This is a genomic window from Citrobacter amalonaticus, from assembly GCF_001559075.2.
In the GTDB taxonomy this organism is placed as follows: Bacteria; Pseudomonadota; Gammaproteobacteria; order Enterobacterales; family Enterobacteriaceae; genus Citrobacter_A; species Citrobacter_A amalonaticus_F.
The window spans coordinates 2,116,006-2,142,169 of the sequence record NZ_CP014015.2 but is presented as its reverse complement, the minus strand read 5'-3'; the positions used below and the strand labels follow the sequence as shown (position 1 = coordinate 2,142,169).

Below are 26,164 nucleotides of genomic sequence, written 5' to 3'. Positions count from 1 at the left end.
TCGACCCGCCATAATCCCTGTTAGTAAACAATGCGTGTCACAAAACCCCACTGAACGGACGTTCAGCGGTATCTTCCCTCCGGGATAAGAAGGAAAAAGTGAGAGTGGCCGGGCGACATGCAGACGTCATGACTGCGCTCACCGTGAAGGAAAGTGAATGACAGAGAAGTGCGAAAAACGGGTAGTAATGTTGTCATCATCAGCGTTCCTGGCCGTAAATGAAACACGCATACTCATAGCTAGTATCAATGGAATACTAGCATCATTATGGATGATGTCTATTCGCTTATCGTTTGTAATGATATGCCGAGTGAATCACTTATTCCCCGGCAAGATCCTGCGCGCATGCCCAGGCGCTGGACCACGCCCACTGGAAGTTGTAACCGCCCAACCAGCCAGTGACGTCCATCACTTCGCCGATAAAGTAGAGACCCGGCACCTTGCGCGCTTCCATGGTGCGTGACGACAGTTCGTGGGTGTCTACCCCGCCAAGGGTCACTTCTGCCGTGCGATAGCCTTCAGTGCCGTTCGGCTGTACGCGCCAGTCGGTCAACGTGTCGATCAGCGTCTGCTGGTCGCGAACGTTGAGCTGTTTGAGCGAGACGTCAGGGATCTGCCCGAGCTGTTGCAGGCACTCCACCAGTCGCTTCGGCAGCAGCATCGCCAGCGTATTCTTCAGGCTTTGATTCGGATGGGCGCTGCGTTGTTCGTTAAGGACGTCATCCAGACTGACATCCGGCAGTAAATTGATGCTGACGAATTCGCCTGGCTGCCAGAAGCTGGAAATCTGTAAAACCGCAGGGCCAGAAAGGCCGCGATGGGTAAAGAGCAGATTTTCACGAAAGACGGTACCGTCCTGCGCGGTGATGACCGACGGAACGGAAACGCCAGACAGTACCTGAAGCTGCTCCAGCAGCGGTTTGTGCAGGGTAAACGGCACCAGCCCGGCGCGGGTTGGCAAAACGTTCAGGCCAAACTGTTCGGCAATTTTATAGCCAAACGGCGACGCGCCCAGACCTGGCATCGACAGCCCGCCTGAAGCAATCACCAGTTTTTTCGCGCCGACGATCGCCCCGTTCAGCTCCAGCGTAAAACCATCATCATCCCGCGCAACGCTCAGAACTTCACTGCGTAAGCGCAGGGTTACATTGCCTTTTTCGCATTCCGCCACCAGCATATCGACGATTTGCTGTGCGGAATCATCGCAAAAAAGCTGCCCGAGCGTTTTTTCATGCCAGGCAATACCGTGTTTACCCACGAGATCGATGAAATCCCACTGGGTATAGCGCGCCAGCGCAGACTTGCAAAAATGCGGGTTCTGACTCAAATAAGCCGCCGGCTCAACATAAAGGTTCGTAAAGTTGCAGCGACCCCCACCGGACATGAGGATCTTGCGGCCAGGCTTCTTTCCATTATCAATGAGCTGCACCCGACTGCCGGCCTGTCCTGCCTGTGCTGCACAGAACATACCTGCCGCGCCAGCGCCTATAATAATGGCATCAAACCTTTCCACTTTACGTTCCTCTCTAAATTCAGGGCGTGAATTGTAAAGTTATCTCAGTGGTCGCACCAGCGACAAAATCCTTAGGAAGAAGTATTTATATGAAATATATAAGATAATTCTTTATAGGCACTATTGTATTCAGACGTTAAATCAAAAAAAGTCTATATTTCACTTTGCCCGCGCCGCTAAAGTCACTGATAATGCGCCGCGTTCATGTCCTCAAGATGGCGTAACGTCCTATGCTACATTTGTTTGCTGGCCTGGATTTACATACCGGGCTTTTATTATTGCTTGCTCTGGCTTTTGTGCTGTTTTACGAAGCAATCAACGGCTTCCATGATACAGCCAACGCAGTCGCAACCGTGATCTACACCCGTGCGATGCGTTCGCAGCTTGCGGTGGTCATGGCTGCGGTGTTCAACTTCTTTGGTGTGCTGCTGGGCGGTCTCAGCGTGGCCTATGCCATCGTGCATATGTTACCGACCGATCTCCTGCTCAACATGGGATCTTCGCACGGACTCGCGATGGTGTTCTCCATGCTGCTCGCCGCCATCATCTGGAACCTGGGAACCTGGTACTTTGGTTTACCCGCCTCCAGTTCCCACACGCTGATTGGCGCGATTATCGGCATCGGTTTAACCAATGCGCTGATGACCGGCACGTCAGTGGTGGACGCACTTAACATCCCGAAAGTCATGGGTATTTTTGCCTCGCTGATCGTCTCGCCCATCGTTGGCCTGGTGGTCGCAGGCGGCCTGATTTTCCTTCTGCGTCGCTACTGGAGCGGTACCAAAAAACGCGCCCGTATTCACCTCACGCCTGCGGAACGTGAAAAGAAAGACGGCAAGAAAAAGCCGCCGTTCTGGACCCGTATCGCCCTGATTCTTTCTGCTATCGGCGTGGCCTTCTCGCATGGCGCGAACGACGGCCAGAAAGGCATTGGTCTGGTGATGCTGGTACTGATTGGTGTGGCGCCGGCGGGCTTCGTGGTGAACATGAATGCCTCGGGTTATGAAATCACCCGTACCCGTGATGCCATCAACAACGTCGAAATCTACTTCCAGCAGCATCCTGATCTGCTGAAGAAAGTGACGGGCGTCGATCAACTCATTCCATCTCCGGAACCGGCCGCGACGCAGCCGACGGAATTCCACTGCCATCCGGCAAACACCCTTAACGCGCTGGATCGCGCGAAGGCGATGCTGTCGAACAATGTGGAAAGCTATGACAAGCTGAGCGTTGAGCAGCGCGGCCAACTACGTCGCATCATGCTGTGCATCTCCGACACGACCGATAAAGTGACGAAGCTGCCGGGCGTAAGCGCTGACGATCAGCGTCTGCTGAAGAAACTGAAAACCGATATGCTGAGCACCATTGAGTATGCGCCGATCTGGATCATCATGGCGGTCGCGCTGGCGCTGGGTATTGGTACCATGATCGGCTGGCGCCGCGTGGCGACCACCATCGGTGAGAAGATTGGTAAGAAAGGCATGACCTATGCTCAAGGGATGTCTGCGCAGATGACGGCAGCCGTCTCTATCGGTCTGGCCAGCTACACCGGGATGCCGGTGTCCACCACCCACGTACTCTCTTCCTCCGTCGCGGGGACGATGGTTGTCGACGGTGGGGGTCTGCAGCGTAAAACGGTGACCAGCATTCTGATGGCGTGGGTGTTCACATTACCCGCCGCGATTCTGTTGTCCGGTACGCTGTACTGGATCTCGCTGAAGCTTATCTAAGCGAAAGAGAAAAGAAGTTACCGTAGCAAGCGGGTCAGGAAACTGGCCCGCTTTTTTGTGCTCAGTGCCAAATCATCAATGCAATAAGACTGACCACCACGAGCCCACATAGCGCGCTGGTCAGAATGAACTGACGACGTACCCGCTCACAGCGGCGGATAAACTCATCATCATGGTGATCGCGGTAGCGCTGGGCGTAGATATACCACACCAGGCGTACCTGCTTATTGGGTTGGCCGTGCGAGGTGAAAAAGCCGCCCCCGTCAACATACTGATAGAGCAAAGGATCGCAACCACGAAGTACCACGAGCAGCGCGCGTAGCGACGAGAAATAGCGCGCCATATTCACAATGCAAACAACACATAATGCCCAGAATAATGCAACGGTGCTTATCATACGACCTCCCCGGCGACCCGCCCACGGAGCTCCGCTCCGGGACTACCGCTCCCCGAAACTTGCCAGACAGTCAATGAAAAAGTACGACTAAAAACCGCTCATTTTGAGCTTATCATCAGAGCGGCTCTCTAAATAGTGTAGGAGATCAGTTAATTTTTTTGCCAGAAGGTTAATCACTATCAATGCAATTATCTAAATATTTTGTTTAACTATTTGGTAAGCAAGGCGGATTGACGGATTATCCAGGTCGCTATAATGTAAGGATAGTCTCTACAATTCACCTCATCGCGGCTGAGCTAGCCCCGCGTAGACATATCGCACAGTTCGCAGGACGCGAGTGACGCAAGGTAGAAAAATCGCTAGCTGGCTGGTCATCGACAACTTTATGGAAGGAGTAATACTATGGCTTACAAACACATTCTCATCGCGGTTGATCTTTCTCCGGAAAGCAAAGTTCTGGTAGAAAAAGCCGTCTCTATGGCACGGCCGTACAACGCAAAAGTTTCCCTTATCCACGTTGATGTAAACTACTCTGACCTTTATACCGGCCTGATCGACGTCAATCTGGGCGACATGCAAAAACGCATTTCTGAAGAAACTCACCACGCACTGACCGAACTGTCCACCAACGCAGGCTATCCGATTACCGAAACCCTGAGCGGCAGCGGCGATCTGGGTCAGGTGCTGGTTGACGCCATTAAGAAATACGACATGGACCTGGTTGTTTGCGGTCATCACCAGGACTTCTGGAGCAAACTAATGTCCTCCGCGCGTCAGCTGATCAACACCGTTCACGTCGACATGCTGATTGTTCCGCTGCGTGACGAAGAAGAATAAAACATCGCTAACCGGGTCATCCGGTCATGTCAGAGCGCCCGCCTATGCGGGCGTTTTTGTTTCTGCCATCCCCATACTTGAACAGTACAACCTTCCAGGCCATCAATCACAATTAGTGTGATCAACTGATTAGAATGAAATCAATCTGTATAATACTCTACGCTACCGGCCAATGGCCGCAGTCTATAACAGAGTCAGACTTTTTCGGCGCGTTTTGTATTACGCGTTCATACTTTTCGGGATGGCATTGAAAGGCGAAGCAATATGAATACATCTGCACCAACGGGTTTGCTGCAGCAACCCCGCCCGTTCTTCATGATCTTTTTTGTCGAGTTATGGGAACGATTTGGTTATTACGGCGTTCAGGGTATCCTGGCGGTTTTCTTTGTTAAGCAACTGGGATTCTCACAAGAGCAGGCGTTTATCACCTTCGGTGCCTTTGCCGCACTGGTCTACGGTCTGATCTCGATTGGGGGGTACGTTGGCGACCACCTGCTCGGCACCAAACGTACGCTGGTGCTGGGCGCGATTGTGTTGGCGCTTGGCTACTTCATGACGGGAATGTCGTTGCTCAAACCGGACCTTATTTTTATCGCGCTTGGGACGATTGCCGTCGGCAACGGCCTGTTTAAGGCGAACCCGGCAAGCCTGCTCTCCAAATGCTATCCGCCCAAAGATCCACGTCTGGATGGCGCATTCACGCTGTTCTACATGTCGATAAACATCGGTTCGCTGCTGTCGCTGTCACTGGCGCCGGTGATCGCGGATAAGTTTGGCTATGCCGTCACCTACAACCTGTGCGGGGCGGGGCTGATTGTCGCGCTGCTGGTCTATTTCGCCTGCCGCGGTATGGTGAAAGATATCGGTTCCGAGCCAGACCATCTGCCGATGAGCTTCCGCAATCTGCTGTATGTCCTGATTGGCACCGTGGTGATGGTCTTCCTCTGCGCCTGGCTGATGCACAACGTGAAAATCGCCAACCTGGTGCTGATTGTTCTGTCGATTGTGGTGACCATTATCTTCTTCCGCCAGGCTTTCAGACTGGATAAAACCGGACGCAACAAGATGTTTGTGGCGTTTATTCTGATGCTTGAAGCGGTGCTGTTTTATATTCTGTATGCGCAGATGCCGACCTCACTGAACTTCTTTGCCATCAACAACGTTCACCATGAGATCCTCGGTTTTACTATTAACCCGGTGAGCTTCCAGGCGCTGAACCCGTTCTGGGTGGTGGTTGCCAGCCCGGTACTGGCGGCGATCTATACGCGACTGGGTAGCAAAGGCAAAGACCTGACGATGCCGATGAAGTTTACTCTCGGGATGTTCCTGTGTTCGCTGGGCTTTCTGACCGCCGCTGCGGCGGGGATGTGGTTTGCCGATGCGCAGGGACTGACGTCACCGTGGTTTATCGTACTGGTTTATCTGTTCCAGAGTCTCGGCGAGTTGCTGATTAGCGCGCTGGGGCTGGCGATGGTCGCGGCGCTGGTTCCGCAGCATCTGATGGGCTTTATTCTTGGGATGTGGTTCCTGACGCAGGCCGCTGCGTTCCTGCTGGGGGGTTACGTCGCGACCTTTACTGCCGTACCGGAGAACATCACCGACCCGCTGCAGACATTGCCGATCTATACAGGCGTGTTCAGTAAAATCGGGCTGGTGACGCTGGCTGTCACTGTCGTGATGGCGCTGATGGTGCCGTGGCTGAACCGGATGATTAATACGCCGGATACCACGCAATAATCGTGATTGCCGGATGTTGGCTTTGCCTCATCCGGCCTGGATTTTAGTGCCAGAGACATTCATCCTTTGCGTACGTTAATCCATTCCTGTACCTCGACCACAAAGGTCTCGGGCGCTTTGCGATACATTTTGCGCGCCAGGTCGAGAATCGTATGCTGCCCTAATGCCTCTTCCATGCGCTGCTGCGCCATATCCATTACCGAGCGGACGCCGCAAATCCCTTCACAGGCCCATGCGGGCGGCTGTTCCTCAAAAACCGCCAGCCGCTGGCGGATCTCCCGACATTCAAAGATACGCTTGTCACCGTCGATCGCGTTGACCACATCCAACACCGTAATGTGCTCGGCAGGTCTGGCGAGCTGAAAACCGCCGCCTTTCCCCTCAATACTACGCACCAGTCCCGCCTTCGACAGACGGGTAAAAATTTTGGCCAGATAGTCGTAGGGCACGCTTTGCAGATCGGCAATTTCGCGCACGCTCATATCGCGGGCATCCCCTTTGCTATCCACCATACACATCAGGCTATGAATGCCGTACTCAACCCCGGAACTGTAGAATGCCATGCTCTTATCTCAGCCAAAATAATTCTGAGTTATTGTAGCTTTTTCATCATCACCATTCCAGATAAGAAGCGAATTGCAGGTAGGGTAAAATATTTAATTTATTATTTTTCAATATGATAAAAACATATTACTCCGTTTATCCCCAGAGGGGCCTGAAATCAGATTGCATCTTTTAACTACGACAAATAAAATCCGAGTAAATCAACCATCATGACTACCGGATGAAACCAACATGCGTAAACAAATTCTGATCGTCGGGACAGGCTTTTCGGGGATGTGGGCTGCACTCAGCGCGGCTCGTCTGCTTGATAAAGAAGCCAACCCGAACATTGATATCACAGTTATTGCTCCGCAGCCTGAGCTGCGTGTTCGTCCGCGTTTTTATGAGAATGCGGTTGAAACACTCGTCGCGCCGCTCCAGCCGCTGTTCGATATCACCGGCGTTAACTTTCTGCGTGGGACAGTTGACCAGCTTCTTCCCGCATCAAAAGAAGTGAGCTGGACGGATGCCAGCGGTGAAACGCGCTTACAGCGCTACGACCGCTTAGTCCTCGCCAGTGGCAGTCACGTAAACCGCTCGCAGGTGGCGGGTGCACAAGCCCACGCCTTCGATCTGGATCAACTGGAAAGCGCAGCAGTACTTGAAAAACATTTGCAGGATCTGGCAAACCAACCCGAGAGTGATGCGCGTAATACGGTGGTCGTTTGCGGCGGTGGTTTTACCGGCATCGAAATGGCGCTGGAATTGCCTGGCCGTCTGCGTGATATCCTTGGCGCAGAAGCTAAGACCAGAGTGGTCGTAGTTGAACGCGGTGCGCAGCCGGGCTCACGCTACAGCGAAGCATTGCGTAACGTCATTGTCGACGCCTCGGCTGAACTGGGTGTGGAATGGCGGGTGAATGCCGAAGTGGAAAGCGTGGATGCCTCTGGCGTTACGCTGAAGGACGGACAAACCATTGCCTCACAGACTGTCATCTGGACCGTGGGTGTCCAGGCTAACGATCTGACAACACAAATTGATGCCCCGCGTGACCGTCAGGGGCGGCTGCACGTCAACGCCAACCTGCAAGTGGTGGGCTATGACGATATTTTTGCCACGGGCGATGTGGCTTACGCCGCCACTGACGATAAGGGCAATCACGCGTTAATGACCTGCCAACACGCAATCCTGCTGGGCAAATTTGCTGGCAACAACGCCGCAGCCAGCCTACTGGACGTCGCCCCGCTGCCGTATCGTCAGGAAAACTACGTCACCTGTCTGGATTTGGGGGCCTGGGGCGCGGTCTATACCGAAGGATGGGATCAGCAGGTAAAACTGACGCGTGCCGAGGCAAAGAAACTGAAACTGTCGATCACTCGCGAACTGATCTACCCGCCGAAAGCCGATAAAGCCGCCGCATTTGAAATTGCCGATCCGCTGGCACCGTTTGTGTAATCCGGATTGCCGAATGGCGGCTCACGCCTTATCCAGCCTACGCGCTTCACGTCGTAGGCCGGATACGCGCAGTGCCATCAGGCGGTCTGTTAATCCGCCAAAGGCGTGCCGGCATAAATATCAAACCGATGCCCTTTGGTTACCACCGCATTCGGCGTAGCAACATCCGCCAGCGGCGGCGCGTAGTCCGGGCGTTTCACCACCACGCGTTTGGTTGCGAGCTGACGCGCCGGTTCAAGCAGGCCGTCGGCGTCCAGATCCGGCCCGACCAGCGACTGAAAGACCCGCATCTCTTTCTTCACCAGCGCACTTTTCTGCTTGTGAGGAAACATGGGATCGAGATAGACCACCTGCGGACGCGGCGTGATATCGGTCAGCGCCGTCAGGCTGGAAGCATGGATCAGCTGCAGTCGCGCCTGCAACCACGGGCCGATTTCCGCATCGGCATAGCCGCGCGCCAGTCCGTCGTCGAGCAACGCCGCCACTACCGGATTACGCTCCAGCATCCGCACATGACAGCCAACGCAGGCGAGGACAAAGGCATCACGCCCCAGACCCGCGGTCGCATCGACGACATCTGGCAGATAGTCGCCTTTAACGCCCACGGCTTTTGCCACCGCTTCGCCGCGACCGCCGCCGAACTTGCGGCGATGGGCCATAGCCCCGCCGACAAAATCCACGAAAATGCCGCCGAGCTTCGGTTCATCGCGCTTACGCAGCTCCAGATGCGCCGGTGTCAGCACCAGCGCCATCAGGTTATCTTCGTCATGCTCCAGTCCCCAGCGGGCGGCCAGAACAGATAAGGCGCCGTCTCCGGCGCCCGTTTCATCAACTAAGCAGATTTTCAATTCCGCTTTACCCTAAATAATTCGAGTTGCATCAAGACAACAAGGGAACGAATCCCTGGAAGCGTACAACGCGTACGCGACCAGGGTGTAGTGAGCGCAGTTGCCGAAGAGGCAACGTGAAGTATGGCGGGTAAATCAGCCTTTGATCCCGTAATGCTCCAGCATCGCATCGAGCTGCGGCTCGCGGCCACGGAAGCGTTTGAACAGTTCCATCGGTTCTTCAGACCCGCCACGCGTCAGAATGTTGTCGAGGAACGACTGTCCGGTATCCCGGTTAAAAATGCCCTCTTGTTCAAAACGTGAGAACGCATCCGCTGCCAGCACATCAGCCCACAGGTAACTGTAATACCCCGCCGCATAACCACCAGCGAAGATGTGGCTGAATGCATGCGGGAAGCGGCCCCATGACGGCCCCGGCACCACGGCGACCTGTTTTTTGATCTCCGCCAGGGTGTCGAGGATTTTCGCCCCTTGCTGCGGATCAAATTCCGCATGCAGACGGAAGTCAAACAGGCCAAATTCCAGCTGACGCAGGATGAACAGCGCCGCCTGGTAGTTCTTCGCCGCCAGCATTTTATCCAGTAATTCCTTCGGCAGCGGTTCACCGGTTTCGTAATGACCGGAGATAAACGCCAGCGCGTCCGGCTCCCAGCACCAGTTTTCCATAAACTGGCTCGGCAGTTCGACCGCATCCCACGGCACGCCGTTGATCCCGGAAACGCCAGCGGTTTCGATACGGGTCAGCATATGATGCAGGCCGTGACCAAACTCGTGGAACAGAGTGATCACTTCATCGTGGGTAAACAGCGCCGGTTTACCATTGACCGGACGGTTAAAGTTACAGGTCAGATAGGCGACCGGTTTTTGCAGTGAGCCGTCCGCTTTACGCATCTGACCAACGCAGTCGTCCATCCACGCTCCACCGCGCTTGTGCTCACGGGCATAGAGATCGAGGTAGAAACTGCCGCGCAGCTCGTTGTTTTCGTCATACAGTTCGAAGAAACGCACGTCCGGATGCCAGACATCCACATCGTGACGCTCTTTCGCGGTGATGCCGTAAATGCGTTTTACCACTTCAAACAGGCCATTTACCGCTTTGTTTTCCGGGAAATACGGACGCAGCTGTTCGTCACTGATGCTGTACAGATGCTGCTTCTGTTTTTCGCTGTAGTAAGCGATATCCCATGGGTTCAGTTCATCGACGCCAAACTCGGCTTTCGCGAAAGCACGCAATTGTGCCAGCTCTTTCTCGCCCTGCGGACGCGCGCGTTTCGCCAGATCGGTTAAGAACTCCAGCACCTGCTGTGGGTTTTCCGCCATTTTGGTGGCGAGCGATTTAAAGGCGTAGCTTTCAAAGCCCAGCAGTTGCGCCAGCTCGTGGCGCAGGGCGAGAATTTCCGCCATCACCGGGCTGTTGTCCCATTTACCGGCGTTAGGTCCTTGATCGGACGCCCGGGTCACATAAGCGCGGTACATCTCTTCACGAAGCTGTCCGTTGTCACAGTAGGTCATTACCGGCAGATAGCTCGGGATATCCAGCGTCAGCAGATAACCTTCCTGCTCTTTCGCTTCGGCCTGTGCTTTTGCTGCCGCCAGCGCGCTTTCCGGCATCCCGGCCAGCTCTGCTTCGTCAGTAATCAGCTTCGTCCAGCCCATGGTGGCGTCGAGCACGTTGTTGCTGTACAGGTTGCCCAGTTCAGACAGGCGGGTGGCGATCTCACCGTAGCGCTGCTGTTTCTCTTTCGGCAGGCCAATCCCGGAGAGTTCAAAGTCGCGCAGCGCGTTATCCACGGCTTTTTTCTGTGCGGTGTTCAGCGTGGCGTAATGATCGCCGTCACGCAGGTCGCGGTATGCCTTGTATAAACCTTCATGCTGACCGACCCAGGTGCTGTATTCCGACAGCAGCGGCAGGGTTTGTTCGTATGCTTCGCGCAGTTCCGGGCTGTTTTTTACTGAATTCAGATGGCTGACCGGAGAAAAAACACGCCCCAGGACGTCATCGACTTCCGCCAGCGGTTGGCAGAGATTTTCCCAGCTGTAGGGCGCACCCTGCGCCACAACGCGTTCCACATTCTCACGGCAGTCGTTCAGCGCTTTCGTTACCGCCGGGACCACATGTTCCGGCTGAATTTTGGAAAAGGGAGGGAGCTCGAAAGGCGTCAGTAGAGGATTGGTCATAAGCGCTGTCCTGTTTGAAGAAGGTGAATGTAGCGCGCATCCGGCGCTGTGCAATATCCCTGTAGAATGGGGATAAGTGTAGAGGATTTCAATGCCAGGCGTTGCGCTTTCGCGGCAGCGGTGAGTTTTCTGTATACTGTGGCGATAGACTTTTTATTCGCCCGAAAGCGTGACGCTAATCGGGCCTACGTTTACAACCTGGAACACGTTTACCCATGCTCAGTTATCGCCACAGCTTCCACGCTGGCAACCACGCCGACGTCCTTAAACACACGGTTCAGAGCCTGATCATCGAGTCGCTCAAAGAGAAAGAGAAGCCGTTTCTCTATCTGGACACCCATGCAGGCGCGGGCCGTTATCAGTTAAGCGGCGAGCATGCTGAACGCACCGGTGAATACCTGGAAGGTATCGCCCGCATCTGGCAGCAGGACGACCTGCCAGCCGAACTCGAGCCGTATATCAGCGTGGTCAAACACTTCAACCGTAGCGGGCAACTGCGTTACTACCCGGGCTCCCCGCTGATCGCCCGTCAGCTGCTGCGCGAGCAGGACAGCCTACATATGACGGAGCTACATCCGAGCGATTTCCCGCTGCTGCGGGGTGAATTCCAGAAAGATGAACGTGCCCGCGTCGCCCGTGCCGACGGTTATCAGCAACTGAAGGCAAAACTGCCGCCGGTCTCCCGTCGCGGTTTGATCCTCATCGACCCACCTTATGAAATTAAATCGGACTACCAGGCCGTCGTCGCCGGGATCAGCGAAGGCTATAAACGCTTTGCCACTGGGACGTATGCCCTGTGGTATCCGGTAGTGTTACGCCAGCAAATCAAGCGCATGGTGCACGATCTGGAAGCGACCGGCATCCGTAAAATCCTGCAAATTGAGCTGGCAGTCCGCCCGGACAGCGACCAGCGCGGCATGACCGCCTCCGGCATGATTGTGGTCAACCCGCCGTGGAAGCTGGAAGCACAAATGAACTCGGTGCTGCCGTGGCTGCACAGCAAGCTGGTGCCAGCGGGTACCGGGCATACCTCGGTAAGCTGGATCGTGCCAGAGTAATCGCAGTCATCGGTGGAAGCTATTGATTTCAGGTATACAATCGCGGCAATCAGAACGGAAGGATAAGACTCATGAGCAAGCATTATGACTACATCGCCATCGGCGGTGGCAGCGGCGGTATCGCCTCGATTAACCGTGCAGCCATGTACGGCCAGAAGTGTGCGCTGATTGAAGCCAAAGCGCTGGGCGGCACCTGCGTTAACGTCGGGTGCGTCCCGAAAAAAGTGATGTGGCATGCTGCGCAGATCCGTGAAGCGATCCACATGTATGGTCCGGACTACGGGTTTGACACCACGATCAATAAATTCAACTGGGATACACTGATTGCCAGTCGTACCGCCTATATCGACCGTATTCACACCTCGTATGACAACGTGCTGGGTAAAAATAACGTTGATGTCATCAAAGGTTTTGCCCGCTTCGTCGATGCCAAAACCATCGAAGTCAATGGCGAGACCCTTACCGCCGACCATATCCTGATCGCGACAGGTGGTCGTCCGAGCCACCCTGATATTCCGGGCGTGGAATACGGTATCGACTCCGACGGTTTCTTTGAACTGCCGGCCCTGCCGGAGCGCGTCGCGGTTGTCGGTGCCGGTTATATTGCCGTGGAACTGGCGGGCGTGATTAACGGTCTGGGTGCCAAAACTCATCTGTTCGTGCGTAAACACGCGCCGCTGCGCAGCTTTGATCCGATGATCACCGAAACCCTGGTCGAAGTGATGAATGCCGAAGGGCCTGAGCTCCATACCCATGCGATCCCGAAAGCGGTGGTAAAAAATGCCGATGGCAGCCTGACGCTCGAACTGGATGACGGTCGCAGTGAAACGGTCGATTGCCTGATTTGGGCGATTGGTCGTGAACCGGCCACCGATGACTTCAACCTGGCGGCAACGGGCGTAAAAACCAACGAAAAAGGATATATCGTCGTCGATAAGTACCAGAATACCAGCGTGGACGGGATTTATGCGGTCGGGGATAACACCGGTGCCGTCGAGCTGACTCCGGTTGCCGTTGCGGCAGGTCGCCGTCTTTCTGAGCGCCTGTTTAACAACAAGCCTGACGAGCATCTGGACTACAGCAATATCCCTACCGTGGTCTTCAGCCACCCGCCGATTGGCACCGTAGGTCTGACCGAACCGCAGGCCCGCGAGCAGTATGGCGACGATCAGGTGAAAGTGTATAAATCTTCGTTTACTGCGATGTATACCGCGGTAACCTCACACCGCCAGCCGTGCCGCATGAAGTTAGTCTGCGTCGGCCCGGAAGAGAAAATCGTCGGCATCCACGGCATCGGCTTTGGCATGGACGAAATGTTGCAGGGCTTTGCAGTGGCGCTGAAAATGGGCGCCACCAAGAAAGACTTCGACAACACCGTCGCCATTCACCCGACGGCGGCGGAAGAGTTTGTGACCATGCGTTAAACGCCAAAACCCCGTGAAATAGCGGGGTTTTTTATTTCTAATTTAAAAATGGACAATGTTGTTCCTGCTATTAAACGATTTTCTACCGGGCATAAATTAAAATCAGCCATAGTATTCCAGTCTGACCATGAACTATTTATCGCATTAATAGTAATGGAATGCTTTATATTTTATTTTTATGAGGTTTTCACCCGATGAGAAAAGCAATACTTTCTGCCGTATTTACAGTAATACTTCTCCCACTTTTAACATTGCCAGCACACGCCACCAATCGTTCTGAAAAACGCCAGGATGCCAGGGACATTCGCCAGGATTCTCGCCAGGATGGCCGAGAAACAAAACGAGAATGTGTCCGGAACGACGATAAAAGCAATGCCCACTGCCGCCAGGATAAACGTGAAAACCGTCGCGATGGGCGTCGTGATGCACGTCATGAGAAATGGTAACATCGTCATCATAGCCCAGACAAACTCACAGACAGAGTGAGAATAATTCACTAAATACAGTTAAATGCCCCCATCGTGTATTAATAACGACAGAAGATTAAGAAAGCGGGGGCCTGAATATCACGTTATTCACAAATCGTTGCAATCGAATGTTCCGAAAATAAGCCTTCTCGACTATTATACTGAAGTATAATTATTTCGAATTATCAGTGCATTATAGTGTTACTGCGTTAAATGCCTGCGGTATAAACGTGATCTACCGCACACTTTGCACCCCGCGTACCGAAGCGAATGTCTACGCTTAAAAGACAGCCGGGCAACACCCGTATCCTTTACGACGCAATCCGGAGGTCTTTCTCATTATGATCAACCAGCAACTGCAACACGCCCCGTCAGAGGAAATCACGATCGACGTCGATCTTTTCTACGAAACGGATCCGTGCGAGTTAAAACTGGATGAGATGATTGAAGCAGAACCGGAACCTGAGATGATTGAGGGGCTCCCCGCCTCTGACGCCCTGACACCAGCCGACCGCTATCTCGAACTGTTCGAGCACGTCCAGTCCTCGAAAATTTTTGCCGACAGCAAAACGTTTCCTGACTGTGCGCCAAAAATGGATCCGCTCGATATTCTGATTCGCTACCGCAAAGTTCGTCGTCATCGGGATTTCGATTTGCGACGCTTTATCGAAAATCATTTCTGGTTGCCGGAAGAGTACGGTACCGAATACGTCTCCAATCCTGAAAATTCCCTGAAAGAGCACATCGATCAGCTGTGGCCGGTACTCACTCGCGAGCCGCAGGATCATATTCCGTGGTCATCGCTGTTGGCGCTGCCGCAGTCCTATATCGTGCCAGGCGGCCGATTCAGTGAAACCTACTACTGGGACTCCTATTTCACCATGCTGGGTCTGGCGGAAAGTGGCCGCGAAGACCTGCTGAAATGTATGGCAGATAACTTCGCGTGGATGATTGAAAACTACGGCCACATTCCGAACGGCAACCGTACTTATTACCTCAGCCGCTCGCAGCCGCCGGTATTTGCGCTGATGGTCGAACTGTTCGAAGAGGACGGCGTACGCGGCGCACGGCGCTATCTCGACCATCTGAAAATGGAGTATGCCTTCTGGATGGATGGCGCAGAGTCGCTGGTACTCAACCAGGCCTATCGCCATGTGGTCAGAATGCCGGACGGTTCCCTGCTTAACCGCTACTGGGACGACCGTGACACGCCGCGTGATGAGTCATGGCTGGAAGATGTGGAAACCGCCAAACATTCAGGTCGTCCGCCGAATGAAGTGTATCGCGATCTGCGCGCCGGCGCGGCATCCGGCTGGGATTACTCCTCCCGCTGGCTGCGCGACGCCGGGCGACTGGCGAGTATTCGCACCACGCAGTTTATCCCTATCGATCTCAACGCGTTCCTGTTCAAACTGGAGAGCGCTATCGCCAATATTTCGGCGCTGAAAGGCGAACGCGACGTTGAGGCACTGTTCCGCCAGAAGGCGAGCAACCGACGGGCTGCCGTCAACCGCTATTTGTGGGATGAGGAAAATGGCTGCTATCGCGACTATGACTGGCGGCGGGAGCAGATGGCGCTGTTCTCTGCCGCCAGCATTGTCCCGCTCTACGTCGGGATGGCGACCCATGAACAGGCCGATCGGCTGGGGGATACCGTGCGTGCCCGCCTGTTGACTCCCGGCGGCATTATGGCCTCCGAGTACGAAACGGGCGAGCAGTGGGATAAGCCCAACGGCTGGGCGCCGCTACAGTGGATGGCGATTCAGGGCTTTAAGATGTACGGCGATGATGCGCTGGGAGACGAAATCGCCCATAGCTGGCTGCAGACGGTGAATCATTTTTATCAACAACATCATAAACTTATTGAGAAATATCACATCGCCAGCGGCACCCCGCGCGAAGGGGGCGGCGGCGAATATCCGTTGCAGGATGGTTTTGGCTGGACCAACGGCGTCGCACGCCGTCTGATTGGGCTGTATGGAGAGCCATAACGTCTAACGGATCACGTCGTAAATATCGCTCTGAATTTTCAGCCATTTCTTGTTATCCGCGCTGGGGTCGGCGCGGTAACGTCGTTCCGACTGTTCAGCATCATGCTGCTGCCGCGACACCACTGCAGGCACAGTGCAAAAGCGCCGCAAATACGCTTTATGTTGGCCGGTCAACGACGCGCCGCCAGACATCGCGTGGCCGAGCGTATTGATAAACCGGCGACAGGGTTTGCTCTCATCCATCTGTGAGGGATAACGCAACAGCAGGTCGAGGACATCCGTATTATCGCGGGAAAACGCCGTTTCGGTCCACGAGACCTGCCAGTTCATACCGCCCTGCAAAAAGAGCGCGGTGACCCGAGTGTCATTGCGATCAATCGCCGCACGCATATTAAACACATCCCAGGTGATGCCCATCTGCGTCACCATTTCGCGTGCGGAAGGCAATTCGCGCTTGGGTTCCGCCTGGGTGATCTTGATGTTTGGCGCGGGCGCGGGCGGCTGTGAACTCACTAACCACGCGCCACCGCCCAGGATAGCGATCACCATGAGCCCCACCGCGCCCCAGAGCACGCCTGTGATCAGTTGTTCACGTTCTTCCGCCGTGCGCAGGGAACGCTTGCGCGGGGGTTCAATGGATTCGCCAATTTCCTCGGTATCGCCTCCCGCCTGACGGTCCTTTTTCCGCGCCTCCTCCCAAAACTGCGCCAGTTGCCCCTCTTCCACAATCATCAACGCCGCCGGATTAATGCGGGCGCGCCCTTGCTCATAGGCCCGCTGGACAGGACGGACTATATGCTGAAACTGACAGGAGAGTAACGTCAACTGTGCCGATGACAGCGGCTCCCCGGCCAGCACCGTGTTACGCGCCTGGCGACAGTCATCGAGAAACACCCGCAGCGTCAGACGCGGTTCAACAAACAGGTTCAGCACTGACGCGTCGTTAAAGATGCCGGAATAGTGGCGGGTGAAGGTCTTTTTATCGACAATCATCAGCGCCAGCTCGCTAAAACGCATCCCATTCAGCGGATCCTGACGTTCACCCAGCTTAATCCAGCGTCTGAGTTTATCCGCGCCAAAGTTGTCTTTGAGGTAATTATTGAGCTGCGTTTTATCCGGCCACATCTGCGAGATAAGCGCGGTCAGGGTCAGCTCAATCGTGCGCAACTGCCGTTCTGCGCGCACTTGCTGACTGTGGTCGGCCTCTTCAATGTCCGTTTTAAAATTGAGTAACGATTGATGATGGCGCAGCAACTCCAGCGACCTGACCACGCGCAGGGCGGCAATCAGTTGGTTCTCACTGACCTCCTGCCCGCTGTCATATTGCGGTACGCATTGCTGGAGATGGCGCAGTTGTAGCGTGAACTGGCTCAGTTGCGCGTCGTTGAGATGCAGGCGCCGGGCGACCTGACTCCAGCCGCCCAGGTTCAGCCGGGCCTGATCCAGGTGTTCCAGAAACCAGCGCGGGTCTTTGCCATCAGAGGCATGTACCCCCAGCAGCAGCAGGATCTCCACCGAGGCCTGGCGGATAATCCCCAGACAGTGTTCAAAGGTGGTGCGTGTCGTCAAAACGCTAATTGTCATTCTCTTCCTTCGCTAAAAGCGCCCCCATGCGGAAGCCATTAATTTTGCTTTAGTTCTTTGTTTTAATTATTAGTTTTTATAGATATAACAAGTTCAATAATTAATACAGTGACCGCTACGTGAACATTGAGAAATATCCCAGGAGAGAGCCCCGTGCCCATACTGAAAACAACCCGCCTGACCTGTCGCCCGATAACCTCTGCCGACTGGCCCTTTTTTCTCGCACTGCAGCAGGATCCGGACGTGATGCGCCATGTGGCCGACGCGCGAAGTGAGCGCGACATTCGGGAAACGTTCGATTCTCGCTTACCGGCATGGCATCCAGGCGACTCACACTGGCTGTGTTTGCTCCTGTGCGATAACGAAAACCACAAGCCGCTCGGGGTGACGGGCTACATTCATCGTGGGGAAGCCTGTGCCGAGGTCGGGTTCCTGTTGACGCCAGACGCGCAGGGAAAAGGATACGGGACAGAATCACTACGCGCCGTCTGCGATTACGCATTTACCACCGGGGGTCTGCGCCGTCTGACTGCCTGTGTCACTGAAGGTAATCAGGCTTCCCGGCATGTGCTGGAGAAAGTGGGGTTTGTACTGGAAGGTACGCTCAGGGAGAGTTACTGGCTGCAACAGCGCTGGCAGAATGACTGGCTGCTGGGGTTATTAAAACAGGAATATATTACGACCGCAGGAACCCGGTCGTAATATAATAGCGGGGTATTAAGGCTGAACCAGCAGCATTGCCGCCTGGGTGCGATTTTTAACATCCAGTCGGCGGTAGAGTGATTCAAGATGCGCTTTCACCGTTCCGGTACTGATATTTAACGCCCGGCCAATTTCCTTATTTGACTCGCCTGATGCCAGCATCGTTAAAATTTCCCGCTGCCGGGCGCTTAAGGCATTAATATCACGACATTCCGCTGCCGGAGTCGTTAACCATTCACCGGGTAAAAACATCATCCCTATCGCGACACTATTGATCGCCAGTACAAATTTTTCCGGTTCAGAATCGCGGGAAATAATAGCGAGCACATTATATTGCGTCAGTTCCTGTAATCCTTTTTTCGCGCAGTCCGTCGCGATAATTAAGGTTTTGACGAGGGGGAACTGTTGCACCGTTTTTTGCAGGATCCAACGGCAAAAATCACCGTCAAGATCGCCGTCCAGCATGAGCAGGGCTTCCGGGTTCTCTTCCAGTTTATACCAGAGTTCATCGGCCTGACTGACACCCTGAATACTCACTCCTGGAATTCGTTGCTGTAAACTGATTTTCATTCCATGAATAAATATTGACTGCCTGTCAAACATGATGATTTGCATTACTCTCTCCACCGTTTCCGATAATAATATTAAGGAGGGGAAGGGTATTACCCGACGGGTAAAATAAACATTCGCCATTTGGCGGGGGGCCATTGTACAGATATCGCGTCGGGAGAGAAGTAAAAAAACAATTTTTTACAGCTGAAACACGAGAATTACATCCGGGGATAAAAAACAGGCGATAAATTAAGGAATTCCTTATATTTCACCACCCATAAACTTAATTGAAAATTAAATCTCAGTGAGAATAACGAACACGCATGAGAAAGGAAACCGTCGCCTGCGTGGAATTATGTTACAGAATTAAAATTCGCATTTGATGCTCATTCAGCGAGCGCAAAGGCTCGCTCAATTCGGCTTACAGGAACATCCCACCCGAAACTTCAATACGCTGCGCCGTCATCCAGGCCAGTTCGTCGCTGAGTAACGCCGCAATCGCATCGCCAATATCATCGGGCAGACCGGCGCGGCCCAGTGCCGTTTGCGAAGCCACATACGCATTCAGCTCTTTATTATCCCGCAGACGGCCACCGCCAAAATCAGTCTCAATCGCGCCAGGTGCAATGGCATTCACCGAAATCCCACGCGCGCCCAGTTCTTTCGCCTGGTAGCGCGTCAGCACTTCCATCGCCCCTTTCATCGAGGCGTAGGCGGCATACCCCGGCAGGGCAAAACGCGCCAGCCCGGTTGAAACATTAAGAATACGCCCGCCCTCGTTAATCAACGGCAACAGGTGCTGCGTCAGGAAAAACGGGCCTTTAAAATGGATGCGCATCAGTTCGTCAAACATCTCTTCTGAGGTGTCGGCAAAAGGGGCGTATAAACCGATCCCGGCATTGTTCACTAAATAATCAAACGTCTCTCTGTTCCAGTGAGTATGCAACTGCGTTTTCACCTCAGAGGCAAAAGCCGCAAAACTGGCACTATCACCGACATTCAGTTGAATTGCCGCCGCTTTCCTGCCTTTTTGCTCAATTTCAGCGACGACATCCCGCGCCGCCTGCTGTTGACTGTGGTAAGTAAAGAGAATATCCGTTCCTTTGTCCGCCAGCTTAAGCGCGGCGTTTTTCCCCAGTCCGCGGCTCCCGCCGGTCACCAATGCGATACGTTGCGTCATAAGAAACCTCATTTCAGCTGTTGTGTGGATTGAGCTAAAGCTTATTAGGTGATAGAAAAACAATAAATGTCGCTAATTGCGCATGACTGTTTCATCTGGAACAACAATAGGGCTACAGGATGGATAAAATTCATGCAATGCAGTTATTCATTCGTGTCGCAGAGCTGGAGAGTTTTTCTCGCGCTGCCGACACGCTGGGACTCCCTAAAGGTAGCGTATCGCGCCAGATTCAGGCGCTGGAAAACCATCTGGGCACCCAGCTCTTACACCGCACCACGCGGCGGGTACAACTGACGCAGGACGGCATGGTCTATTACGAACGGGCGAAAGATCTGTTGAGCAATCTGGATGAGCTGGACGGTCTGTTTCAGCACGATCCCACCAGCATCAGCGGTAAGCTACGGGTCGATATGCCGGTTGGCGTCGCGCGAAATCTGGTGATCCCCCGCCTGCCCGCCTTTTTGCAGCAGTACCCTGGAATTGAACTGGAGCTCAGCAGCAGTGATCGACTGGTGGATTTGATCCGCGAAGGCTTTGACTGCGTGGTGCGCGTCGGCACGCTGAAGGACTCGGGCCTGATCGCGCGTCCGCTAGGCAAGCTGACCGTGATCAACTGCGCCAGCCCGCAGTACCTGACGCGTTTTGGCTATCCGGAAAGCCTTGAGGATCTCGCCTCCCATGCGGTGGTGCACTACTCGCTAAACCTGGGGACACGACCGCCGGGTTTTGAAATCGCCACCAGCGGCGGGACACAGTGGATAAAAACCGGCGGCACGCTAACGGTTAACAGCACCGAAACCTATCACGCTGCCTGTCTGGCTGGGCTGGGCATTATTCAGGTTCCGCGCGTCGGGGTTCGTGAGGCGTTACGCAGCGGTACACTCGTTGAGGTGCTGCCGCAATACCGCGCCTCGCCGATGCCGGTATCGCTGCTTTACCCGCACCGGCGTAATCTTTCACGCCGCGTGCACCTGTTTATGGAGTGGCTGACCGGGGTAATGAAGGACTACGTGGACTGAGACGCTATACTGTCCAGAGAATTAACAAAAGAAGGACGCCTGACCTGATGATGCAGGATAACGACGTAAAACGCCCCACTGAGGAACTTGAACACGACCCGGTACGCAAAATCGACACGACCGGGGATGCTGAGCACGAGAAGAAAAGCACCGCCAGCGAGAAGCTGAAAACGGTGACCACCACAGTCGAAAAAATCCAGCGCATTCCCGTAATTGCGCACCTGCTTCGCGCGGCCGAACGCTTTAACGATCGGTTAGGGAACCAGTTCGGCGCGGCCATTACCTACTTCTCGTTTTTGTCGATGATCCCCATCCTGATGGTGTCGTTTGCCGCGGCGGGCTTTATTCTTGCCTCGCATCCCACGCTGTTGCAGGACATCTTCAATAAAATCCTGATGAACGTCAGCGACCCGACGCTTGCCGCTACGCTGAAAAGCACCATCAATACGGCGGTGCAGCAGCGTACCACCGTCGGTCTGGTCGGGTTAGGGATCGCCCTCTACTCCGGGATTAACTGGATGGGCAACCTGCGTGAGGCGATACGCGCCCAGTCGCGGGACGTCTGGGAGCGCACGCCGCAGGATCAGGAAAAAATCTGGATCAAATACCTGCGCGATTTCATCTCGCTGATTGGCCTGTTGATTGCCTTGATTGTGACGCTGTCGATCACCTCGGTCGCCGGTTCGGCGCAACAAATGATTATCTCCGCCCTCTATCTCGACAGCATTGAGTGGCTGAAGCCCACCTGGCGGTTGATTGGCCTGGCGATCTCCATTTTTGCCAACTACCTGTTGTTCTTCTGGATTTTCTGGCGTCTGCCGCGTCATCGTCCACGTAAAAAGGCATTGATTCGCGGTACGCTGATTGCGGCGATTGGCTTTGAAGTCATTAAAATCATCATGACCTGGACTCTGCCGGCGCTGGTGAAATCGCCCTCCGGCGCGGCGTTTGGTTCCGTACTGGGACTGATGGCGTTCTTCTACTTTTTCGCACGTCTGACGCTGTTCTGCGCGGCATGGATTGCGACCGCCGAGTACAAAGACGATCCCCGGATGCCGGGCAAAACACACCGTTGATGCGCGGTATTGTGCCGGATGGCGCTGCGCTTATCCGGCCTACCGTTCACCCGCTACCCAGGCCAGATAAGTGTCTTGCGCCGCCATCCGGCACTATGTTCAGGCACTTACTTCCGCCTCGCTCCGCTCATTTAGCACATAAATCCAGTCCTTAACTTTTATTTAACCAAAAACCAGTTTTATCCACTAATTTTAAAATTATGTGAAGCATTTCATGGACGAGAAATCGCAGGCGTAAACATTATCCGCTTTTTGCCTGATTTTTAACCATGTTGAGCGGTTGTTACAGATTGAAATGTCGCTTTTGCTGTGCGTAATATGGCCGTTCGTTCGCCAAAAATAAGAAAATACTATGCAAGCAACCGCCACCACACTCGATAACGAGCAGGAACATACTCCGGTCAATTCGCGCAATAAGGTCGTCGTCGCCTCGCTCATTGGCACCGCCATTGAGTTCTTCGACTTCTACATTTACGCGACCGCCGCCGTGATTGTTTTCCCGCACATCTTCTTCCCGCAGAGCGACCCGACAGCGGCAACGCTACAGTCGCTCGCCACGTTCGCCATCGCCTTTGTCGCGCGCCCAATTGGCTCTGCGCTCTTCGGCCACTTTGGCGACCGGGTAGGACGTAAAGTGACGCTGGTGGCGTCTTTGCTGACAATGGGGATCTCAACGGTGATCATCGGCCTGCTGCCAGGCTATGCCACCATTGGCGTCTTCGCGCCGCTGCTGCTGGCGCTGGCTCGTTTTGGGCAGGGCCTGGGACTGGGTGGAGAATGGGGCGGCGCAGCGCTGCTGGCGACAGAGAACGCCCCGCCGCGTAAGCGTGCGTTGTACGGCTCGTTCCCGCAGCTGGGCGCACCGATTGGCTTCTTCTTTGCCAACGGAACCTTCCTGCTGCTCTCCTGGCTGCTGACTGATGAGCAGTTCATGAGCTGGGGCTGGCGCGTTCCGTTTATCTTCTCAGCGGTGCTGGTGATTATCGGCCTGTACGTCCGCGTTTCGCTGCATGAGACGCCGGTTTTCGCCAAAGTGGCCGCCGCGAAAAAACAGGTGAAAATCCCGCTGGGGACGTTACTGACCAAACACGTTCGCGTGACGATCCTCGGCACGTTCATTATGCTGGCGACCTATACGCTGTTCTATATCATGACCGTGTATTCAATGACGTTCAGTACCGCCGCTGCGCCGGTCGGTCTGGGCCTGCCGCGCAACGACGTGCTGTGGATGCTGATGATGGCGGTCATTGGCTTTGGCGTGATGGTGCCGGTCGCCGGCCTGCTCGCGGATGCGTTTGGCCGTCGTAAGAGCATGGTCATCATCACCACAATGATTATCCTGTTTGCGCTGTTCGCCTTTAAGCCGCTGCTGGGATCCGGTAATCCGGTGCTGGTCTTCGCTTTCCTGCTGTTGGGGCTGAGCCTGATGGGGCTGACGTTTGGGCCGATGGGCGCACTGTTGCCTGAACTGTTCCCGACCGAAGTACGCTACACCGGCGCGTCGTTCTCCTATAACGTCTCTTCGATTCTCGGGGCATCTGTCGCACCGTATATCGCCGCGTGGTTGCAGTCCAACTACGGGCTGGCGGCGGTGGGCACCTATCTGGCATCAATGGCGGCATTAACCCTGATTGCGCTGCTGTTAACCCACGAGACGCGTCATCAGTCGCTGTAATCTTTACATGCCGGGTAGTGGCGATGCCTTACCCGGACTCCATTTCCGTAGGCCGGGTAAGCGCAAGCGCCACCCGGCACAACGCAGGCACACCATCACTTCTTCATCTGCGATAAAATCGTCCGGCACTGGTTGGCGTCGCCTTCTGACGGTGAAATCAGCGCCAGCAGCGCGGCGGCGGGCGTCACTAACGTCGCCAGCGCCGCAGCTACCGCGCCACGCGCAATCAACGGCCCGGCCTTTACCCCCGCCTGCGGGTTCTTAAACGTCCCGCGCACATACAGCGGCGAACGCAAGGTTATGATGCGGATGCCTTTGCTCTCCGGGTCGATGGTCAAATCCAGCTGTTCTGAGGCAAAGCTCGCCGTCCCGGTGACATTGATCAGCGCATTTTCGGTGTCGAACGCGAAAATTTGCGGGCGCGCTACGCCGTTTACAATGTCGAGATTTGCCGCCGCGCAGTTAACCCGCACTTCGTCATCGCCAAAGATTTGCCCGACGATGAAGTTCCCGACGTTGAGACCGACAATCTCCATCAGGTTGCGGCTAATCAGCCCGTCATTCATCAGCAGTTTCAGGTTGCCGTTGCTGCTACCCAGCAGCGCCGCCACGGAATTCCCGGTTCCACGAAATTCGGCATCACCGCTCATCTCCCCCAGCGTTTTCTGCATCAGTTCAACATCCGGCATCAGCGCTTTCAGTTTTAAACGCCGCGCCTGAATATTCGCACGTCCCTGCATCGGCTTTTTGTCCCCTTCCAGATGGATGTTCGAACTGATGCTGCCGCCCGCCAGACCAAACTTCAACGGCTGCAGACGCAGATCGGCATTCTGCAGAATAATGTGGGTCGAGAGATCGCTGATGGGCAGGCTGCTGCCATGTTCAATACGCCGCCCTTTAAAGCGCACATCGGCATCCATCACATTCCATTTGTCCGTTTCGAAGCGGTCATAGGGCAGCACTTTGTCCGCGGGTTGTACGTTCTTCTCGCCCTTTTTCTGTTCCGAACGCTGCGCTTTCTCCGCGCCTTTACCGGAATCGACGCCGATCAACGGTCCTAAATCCGCCAGTCTGAGCTGGCGCGATTCCACATCACCTTCCAGCTTCGGACGCGGTTTTCCTGTCGTATAGGTCAGTGAGCCATGAATATCGCTGTCGCCGATCCGCCCATTGAACCCCCGGTAGTCAAACACCGATGATGCGTTGGTGTCGATTTTCGCCACCAGCCGACCGTCCGTTTCGAACGGCGGCGTATCCGGCAGCAGCACTCCCGTCAGATCGTACAGCTCGCCCAGTGAATCCCCGGAGAATTTCAGTTGCAGATCGACGCCGCCCATCTTCATTGGGTCCTTAACCACGCCCACCAGCGCCACCCGGGTATTGCCGGAACGGAAATCGGCCTGTACCGGAAACGCTGCGCCTTCGCTACGCAGCGCCAGCATGCCGCCCATTTTTCCCGTTCCGGTGAGTGGTTCGCCGTTGTATCGCCCCTGCGCCTTCAGGCCAAACACGTAGTCTTCAACCTTCGCGTTATCGCCTTTCACTTTACTTCCCGTGACTTCACTGAACGGCAATGGTTTGCCCAGCGGATCGACCAGGATCTCGATATCGGCTTTGCTGACCTTATCGTCGATAGCGATCCGTCCCTGATCGAAGAGAATAGTGTCCAGCCGGAAGGACCAGTCAGACGGCTGGGCATTCGGATCTTTGTTTTCGCTATTCGCGAGGTCGAAGGTCCAGTTATTGTTTTTCTCGGACAGGCGAATCAGCCGCGCATCGGGTTTCACCAGCTTGATCCACGGCAGCCAGACGGTTTTGCTTAACAGCGCCAGCGGGGCAAGCGTCGCGTCGACGCGGGGAAGGTGCACCATCGTCACTTCAGGAATGTCGGGGGGATTGCCGAGGATAATATCTTCAGCATGTACGTGCGGCCACGGCACCCAACTGCGCCAGCCGGTCTCCTGCTTCTGGCGTTCCCAGACAACGCCTAAATCACCGCGAATAGCGAACGGTCGGTTAAGTTCGGTAGAGACTTTCTGGTTGATGGTCGGTTTGAGGCGGTTCCAGTCAAATGTCGCTATCAGCACGATAACGACCACGATCAACAACAAGAAAGTCCCTGTTATCACTGCAGTTATTTTTCCGGCTTTAGTCATAGTTAGCGTCCTCACGTCTTTCCTTGCCTGTCCTAAAGATAG

At 54.6% G+C, this 26,164-nt stretch carries 21 protein-coding genes; 12 read left to right on the top strand and 9 right to left on the bottom strand.

Annotated elements, in window-relative coordinates; translation table 11 throughout:
• Nucleotides 1-319 precede the first annotated feature (319 nt).
• The gene (locus AL479_RS10250) at nucleotides 320-1,513 is read right to left on the bottom strand and encodes an NAD(P)/FAD-dependent oxidoreductase (protein WP_061076008.1); all 1,194 of its coding nucleotides are present in this window, start codon (nucleotides 1,511-1,513) and stop codon (nucleotides 320-322) included.
• Nucleotides 1,514-1,743: 230 nt separating this feature from the next.
• Here AL479_RS10250 and pitA point away from each other — a divergent pair, with 230 nt between their 5' ends.
• Entirely contained in the window at nucleotides 1,744-3,243 is a 1,500-nt protein-coding gene (gene pitA, locus AL479_RS10245; RefSeq protein ID WP_061076007.1) for an inorganic phosphate transporter PitA, read from the top strand.
• 61 nt (nucleotides 3,244-3,304) lie between these two features.
• Here pitA and uspB read toward each other — a convergent pair whose 3' ends face one another.
• Nucleotides 3,305-3,640: a universal stress protein UspB gene (gene uspB / locus AL479_RS10240; protein WP_042323109.1), complete on the bottom strand. Its 336-nt coding sequence runs from the start codon at nucleotides 3,638-3,640 to the stop codon at nucleotides 3,305-3,307.
• A gap of 402 nt (nucleotides 3,641-4,042) precedes the next feature.
• On the opposite strand from uspB, the gene uspA reads away from it, so the two are divergent.
• Together uspA and dtpB are read left to right on the top strand one after the other, a co-directional pair.
• Complete coding sequence (gene uspA / locus AL479_RS10235) at nucleotides 4,043-4,477, top strand: universal stress protein UspA (RefSeq protein ID WP_000323571.1); 435 nt, start codon at nucleotides 4,043-4,045, stop codon at nucleotides 4,475-4,477.
• A 264-nt stretch (nucleotides 4,478-4,741) separates the two neighbouring features.
• The gene (gene dtpB / locus AL479_RS10230; protein ID WP_061076006.1) at nucleotides 4,742-6,214 is read left to right on the top strand and encodes a dipeptide/tripeptide permease DtpB; all 1,473 of its coding nucleotides are present in this window, start codon (nucleotides 4,742-4,744) and stop codon (nucleotides 6,212-6,214) included.
• Between the two features lie 59 nt (nucleotides 6,215-6,273).
• Here dtpB and AL479_RS10225 read toward each other — a convergent pair whose 3' ends face one another.
• Nucleotides 6,274-6,777 carry an RrF2 family transcriptional regulator gene (locus AL479_RS10225; protein WP_061076005.1) on the bottom strand — a complete coding sequence of 168 codons (504 nt, stop codon included), beginning with the start codon at nucleotides 6,775-6,777 and terminating at the stop codon, nucleotides 6,274-6,276.
• 232 nt (nucleotides 6,778-7,009) lie between these two features.
• On the opposite strand from AL479_RS10225, the gene AL479_RS10220 reads away from it, so the two are divergent.
• Nucleotides 7,010-8,212: an NAD(P)/FAD-dependent oxidoreductase gene (locus AL479_RS10220; protein WP_061076004.1), complete on the top strand. Its 1,203-nt coding sequence runs from the start codon at nucleotides 7,010-7,012 to the stop codon at nucleotides 8,210-8,212.
• A gap of 89 nt (nucleotides 8,213-8,301) precedes the next feature.
• Here the strand turns inward: AL479_RS10220 and rsmJ are convergent, their stop codons facing one another.
• Nucleotides 8,302-9,060 carry a 16S rRNA (guanine(1516)-N(2))-methyltransferase RsmJ gene (gene rsmJ / locus AL479_RS10215; protein ID WP_061076003.1) on the bottom strand — a complete coding sequence of 253 codons (759 nt, stop codon included), beginning with the start codon at nucleotides 9,058-9,060 and terminating at the stop codon, nucleotides 8,302-8,304.
• A 135-nt stretch (nucleotides 9,061-9,195) separates the two neighbouring features.
• Complete coding sequence (prlC, locus tag AL479_RS10210; protein WP_061076002.1) at nucleotides 9,196-11,238, bottom strand: oligopeptidase A; 2,043 nt, start codon at nucleotides 11,236-11,238, stop codon at nucleotides 9,196-9,198.
• Between the two features lie 215 nt (nucleotides 11,239-11,453).
• Between prlC and AL479_RS10205 the strand changes: the two genes are divergently transcribed.
• From AL479_RS10205 to AL479_RS10190, 4 genes are all read left to right on the top strand, one after another.
• Nucleotides 11,454-12,296, top strand: a complete 843-nt coding sequence (locus AL479_RS10205) for a 23S rRNA (adenine(2030)-N(6))-methyltransferase RlmJ (protein WP_061076001.1) — start codon at nucleotides 11,454-11,456, stop codon at nucleotides 12,294-12,296.
• Between the two features lie 71 nt (nucleotides 12,297-12,367).
• Entirely contained in the window at nucleotides 12,368-13,720 is a 1,353-nt protein-coding gene (gene gorA / locus AL479_RS10200) for a glutathione-disulfide reductase (RefSeq protein ID WP_061076000.1), read from the top strand.
• 194 nt (nucleotides 13,721-13,914) lie between these two features.
• Nucleotides 13,915-14,166 (top strand): hypothetical protein, encoded by a 252-nt coding sequence (locus AL479_RS10195; RefSeq protein ID WP_071887614.1) that lies wholly within the window; start codon nucleotides 13,915-13,917, stop codon nucleotides 14,164-14,166.
• A 362-nt stretch (nucleotides 14,167-14,528) separates the two neighbouring features.
• Complete coding sequence (locus AL479_RS10190; protein ID WP_061075998.1) at nucleotides 14,529-16,178, top strand: alpha,alpha-trehalase; 1,650 nt, start codon at nucleotides 14,529-14,531, stop codon at nucleotides 16,176-16,178.
• A 3-nt stretch (nucleotides 16,179-16,181) separates the two neighbouring features.
• Here AL479_RS10190 and AL479_RS10185 read toward each other — a convergent pair whose 3' ends face one another.
• Nucleotides 16,182-17,762 (bottom strand): STY4199 family HEPN domain-containing protein, encoded by a 1,581-nt coding sequence (locus tag AL479_RS10185; protein ID WP_061075997.1) that lies wholly within the window; start codon nucleotides 17,760-17,762, stop codon nucleotides 16,182-16,184.
• A 153-nt stretch (nucleotides 17,763-17,915) separates the two neighbouring features.
• Here AL479_RS10185 and AL479_RS10180 point away from each other — a divergent pair, with 153 nt between their 5' ends.
• A complete protein-coding gene (locus AL479_RS10180; RefSeq protein WP_061075996.1) occupies nucleotides 17,916-18,464 on the top strand; it encodes a GNAT family N-acetyltransferase in 549 nt (182 codons plus the stop codon).
• 15 nt (nucleotides 18,465-18,479) lie between these two features.
• Here the strand turns inward: AL479_RS10180 and AL479_RS10175 are convergent, their stop codons facing one another.
• Nucleotides 18,480-19,079, bottom strand: a complete 600-nt coding sequence (locus AL479_RS10175) for a helix-turn-helix transcriptional regulator (RefSeq protein WP_061075995.1) — start codon at nucleotides 19,077-19,079, stop codon at nucleotides 18,480-18,482.
• Between the two features lie 358 nt (nucleotides 19,080-19,437).
• Nucleotides 19,438-20,196 carry an SDR family NAD(P)-dependent oxidoreductase gene (locus AL479_RS10170; protein WP_061075994.1) on the bottom strand — a complete coding sequence of 253 codons (759 nt, stop codon included), beginning with the start codon at nucleotides 20,194-20,196 and terminating at the stop codon, nucleotides 19,438-19,440.
• Between the two features lie 119 nt (nucleotides 20,197-20,315).
• Here AL479_RS10170 and AL479_RS10165 point away from each other — a divergent pair, with 119 nt between their 5' ends.
• The 3 genes from AL479_RS10165 to AL479_RS10150 all read left to right on the top strand — a co-directional run bounded on the left by AL479_RS10165 (nucleotide 20,316) and on the right by AL479_RS10150 (nucleotide 23,966).
• Nucleotides 20,316-21,215 carry a LysR family transcriptional regulator gene (locus AL479_RS10165; protein WP_061075993.1) on the top strand — a complete coding sequence of 300 codons (900 nt, stop codon included), beginning with the start codon at nucleotides 20,316-20,318 and terminating at the stop codon, nucleotides 21,213-21,215.
• A 47-nt stretch (nucleotides 21,216-21,262) separates the two neighbouring features.
• Nucleotides 21,263-22,291: an inner membrane protein YhjD gene (gene yhjD, locus AL479_RS10160; RefSeq protein ID WP_061075992.1), complete on the top strand. Its 1,029-nt coding sequence runs from the start codon at nucleotides 21,263-21,265 to the stop codon at nucleotides 22,289-22,291.
• Between the two features lie 352 nt (nucleotides 22,292-22,643).
• Nucleotides 22,644-23,966: an MFS transporter gene (locus AL479_RS10150; protein ID WP_061075991.1), complete on the top strand. Its 1,323-nt coding sequence runs from the start codon at nucleotides 22,644-22,646 to the stop codon at nucleotides 23,964-23,966.
• Between the two features lie 95 nt (nucleotides 23,967-24,061).
• Here the strand turns inward: AL479_RS10150 and AL479_RS10145 are convergent, their stop codons facing one another.
• Nucleotides 24,062-26,122, bottom strand: coding sequence for an AsmA family protein (locus AL479_RS10145; RefSeq protein WP_061075990.1), 2,061 nt, complete (start codon nucleotides 26,120-26,122; stop codon nucleotides 24,062-24,064).
• Nucleotides 26,123-26,164: the final 42 nt, after the last annotated feature.

Bases quoted from the DNA above. Each gene is read 5' to 3' on its own strand.
- pitA (WP_061076007.1), top strand. From the start codon at position 1,744: ATGCTACATTTGTTTGCTGGCCTGGATTTACATACCGGGCTTTTATTA.
- uspB (WP_042323109.1), bottom strand. From the start codon at position 3,640: ATGATAAGCACCGTTGCATTATTCTGGGCATTATGTGTTGTTTGCATT.
- uspA (WP_000323571.1), top strand. From the start codon at position 4,043: ATGGCTTACAAACACATTCTCATCGCGGTTGATCTTTCTCCGGAAAGC.
- dtpB (WP_061076006.1), top strand. From the start codon at position 4,742: ATGAATACATCTGCACCAACGGGTTTGCTGCAGCAACCCCGCCCGTTC.
- AL479_RS10225 (WP_061076005.1), bottom strand. From the start codon at position 6,777: ATGGCATTCTACAGTTCCGGGGTTGAGTACGGCATTCATAGCCTGATG.
- AL479_RS10220 (WP_061076004.1), top strand. From the start codon at position 7,010: ATGCGTAAACAAATTCTGATCGTCGGGACAGGCTTTTCGGGGATGTGG.
- prlC (WP_061076002.1), bottom strand. From the start codon at position 11,238: ATGACCAATCCTCTACTGACGCCTTTCGAGCTCCCTCCCTTTTCCAAA.
- AL479_RS10205 (WP_061076001.1), top strand. From the start codon at position 11,454: ATGCTCAGTTATCGCCACAGCTTCCACGCTGGCAACCACGCCGACGTC.
- gorA (WP_061076000.1), top strand. From the start codon at position 12,368: ATGAGCAAGCATTATGACTACATCGCCATCGGCGGTGGCAGCGGCGGT.
- AL479_RS10195 (WP_071887614.1), top strand. From the start codon at position 13,915: ATGAGAAAAGCAATACTTTCTGCCGTATTTACAGTAATACTTCTCCCA.
- AL479_RS10190 (WP_061075998.1), top strand. From the start codon at position 14,529: ATGATCAACCAGCAACTGCAACACGCCCCGTCAGAGGAAATCACGATC.
- AL479_RS10185 (WP_061075997.1), bottom strand. From the start codon at position 17,762: ATGACAATTAGCGTTTTGACGACACGCACCACCTTTGAACACTGTCTG.
- AL479_RS10175 (WP_061075995.1), bottom strand. From the start codon at position 19,079: ATGCAAATCATCATGTTTGACAGGCAGTCAATATTTATTCATGGAATG.
- AL479_RS10170 (WP_061075994.1), bottom strand. From the start codon at position 20,196: ATGACGCAACGTATCGCATTGGTGACCGGCGGGAGCCGCGGACTGGGG.
- AL479_RS10165 (WP_061075993.1), top strand. From the start codon at position 20,316: ATGGATAAAATTCATGCAATGCAGTTATTCATTCGTGTCGCAGAGCTG.
- yhjD (WP_061075992.1), top strand. From the start codon at position 21,263: ATGATGCAGGATAACGACGTAAAACGCCCCACTGAGGAACTTGAACAC.
- AL479_RS10150 (WP_061075991.1), top strand. From the start codon at position 22,644: ATGCAAGCAACCGCCACCACACTCGATAACGAGCAGGAACATACTCCG.
- AL479_RS10145 (WP_061075990.1), bottom strand. From the start codon at position 26,122: ATGACTAAAGCCGGAAAAATAACTGCAGTGATAACAGGGACTTTCTTG.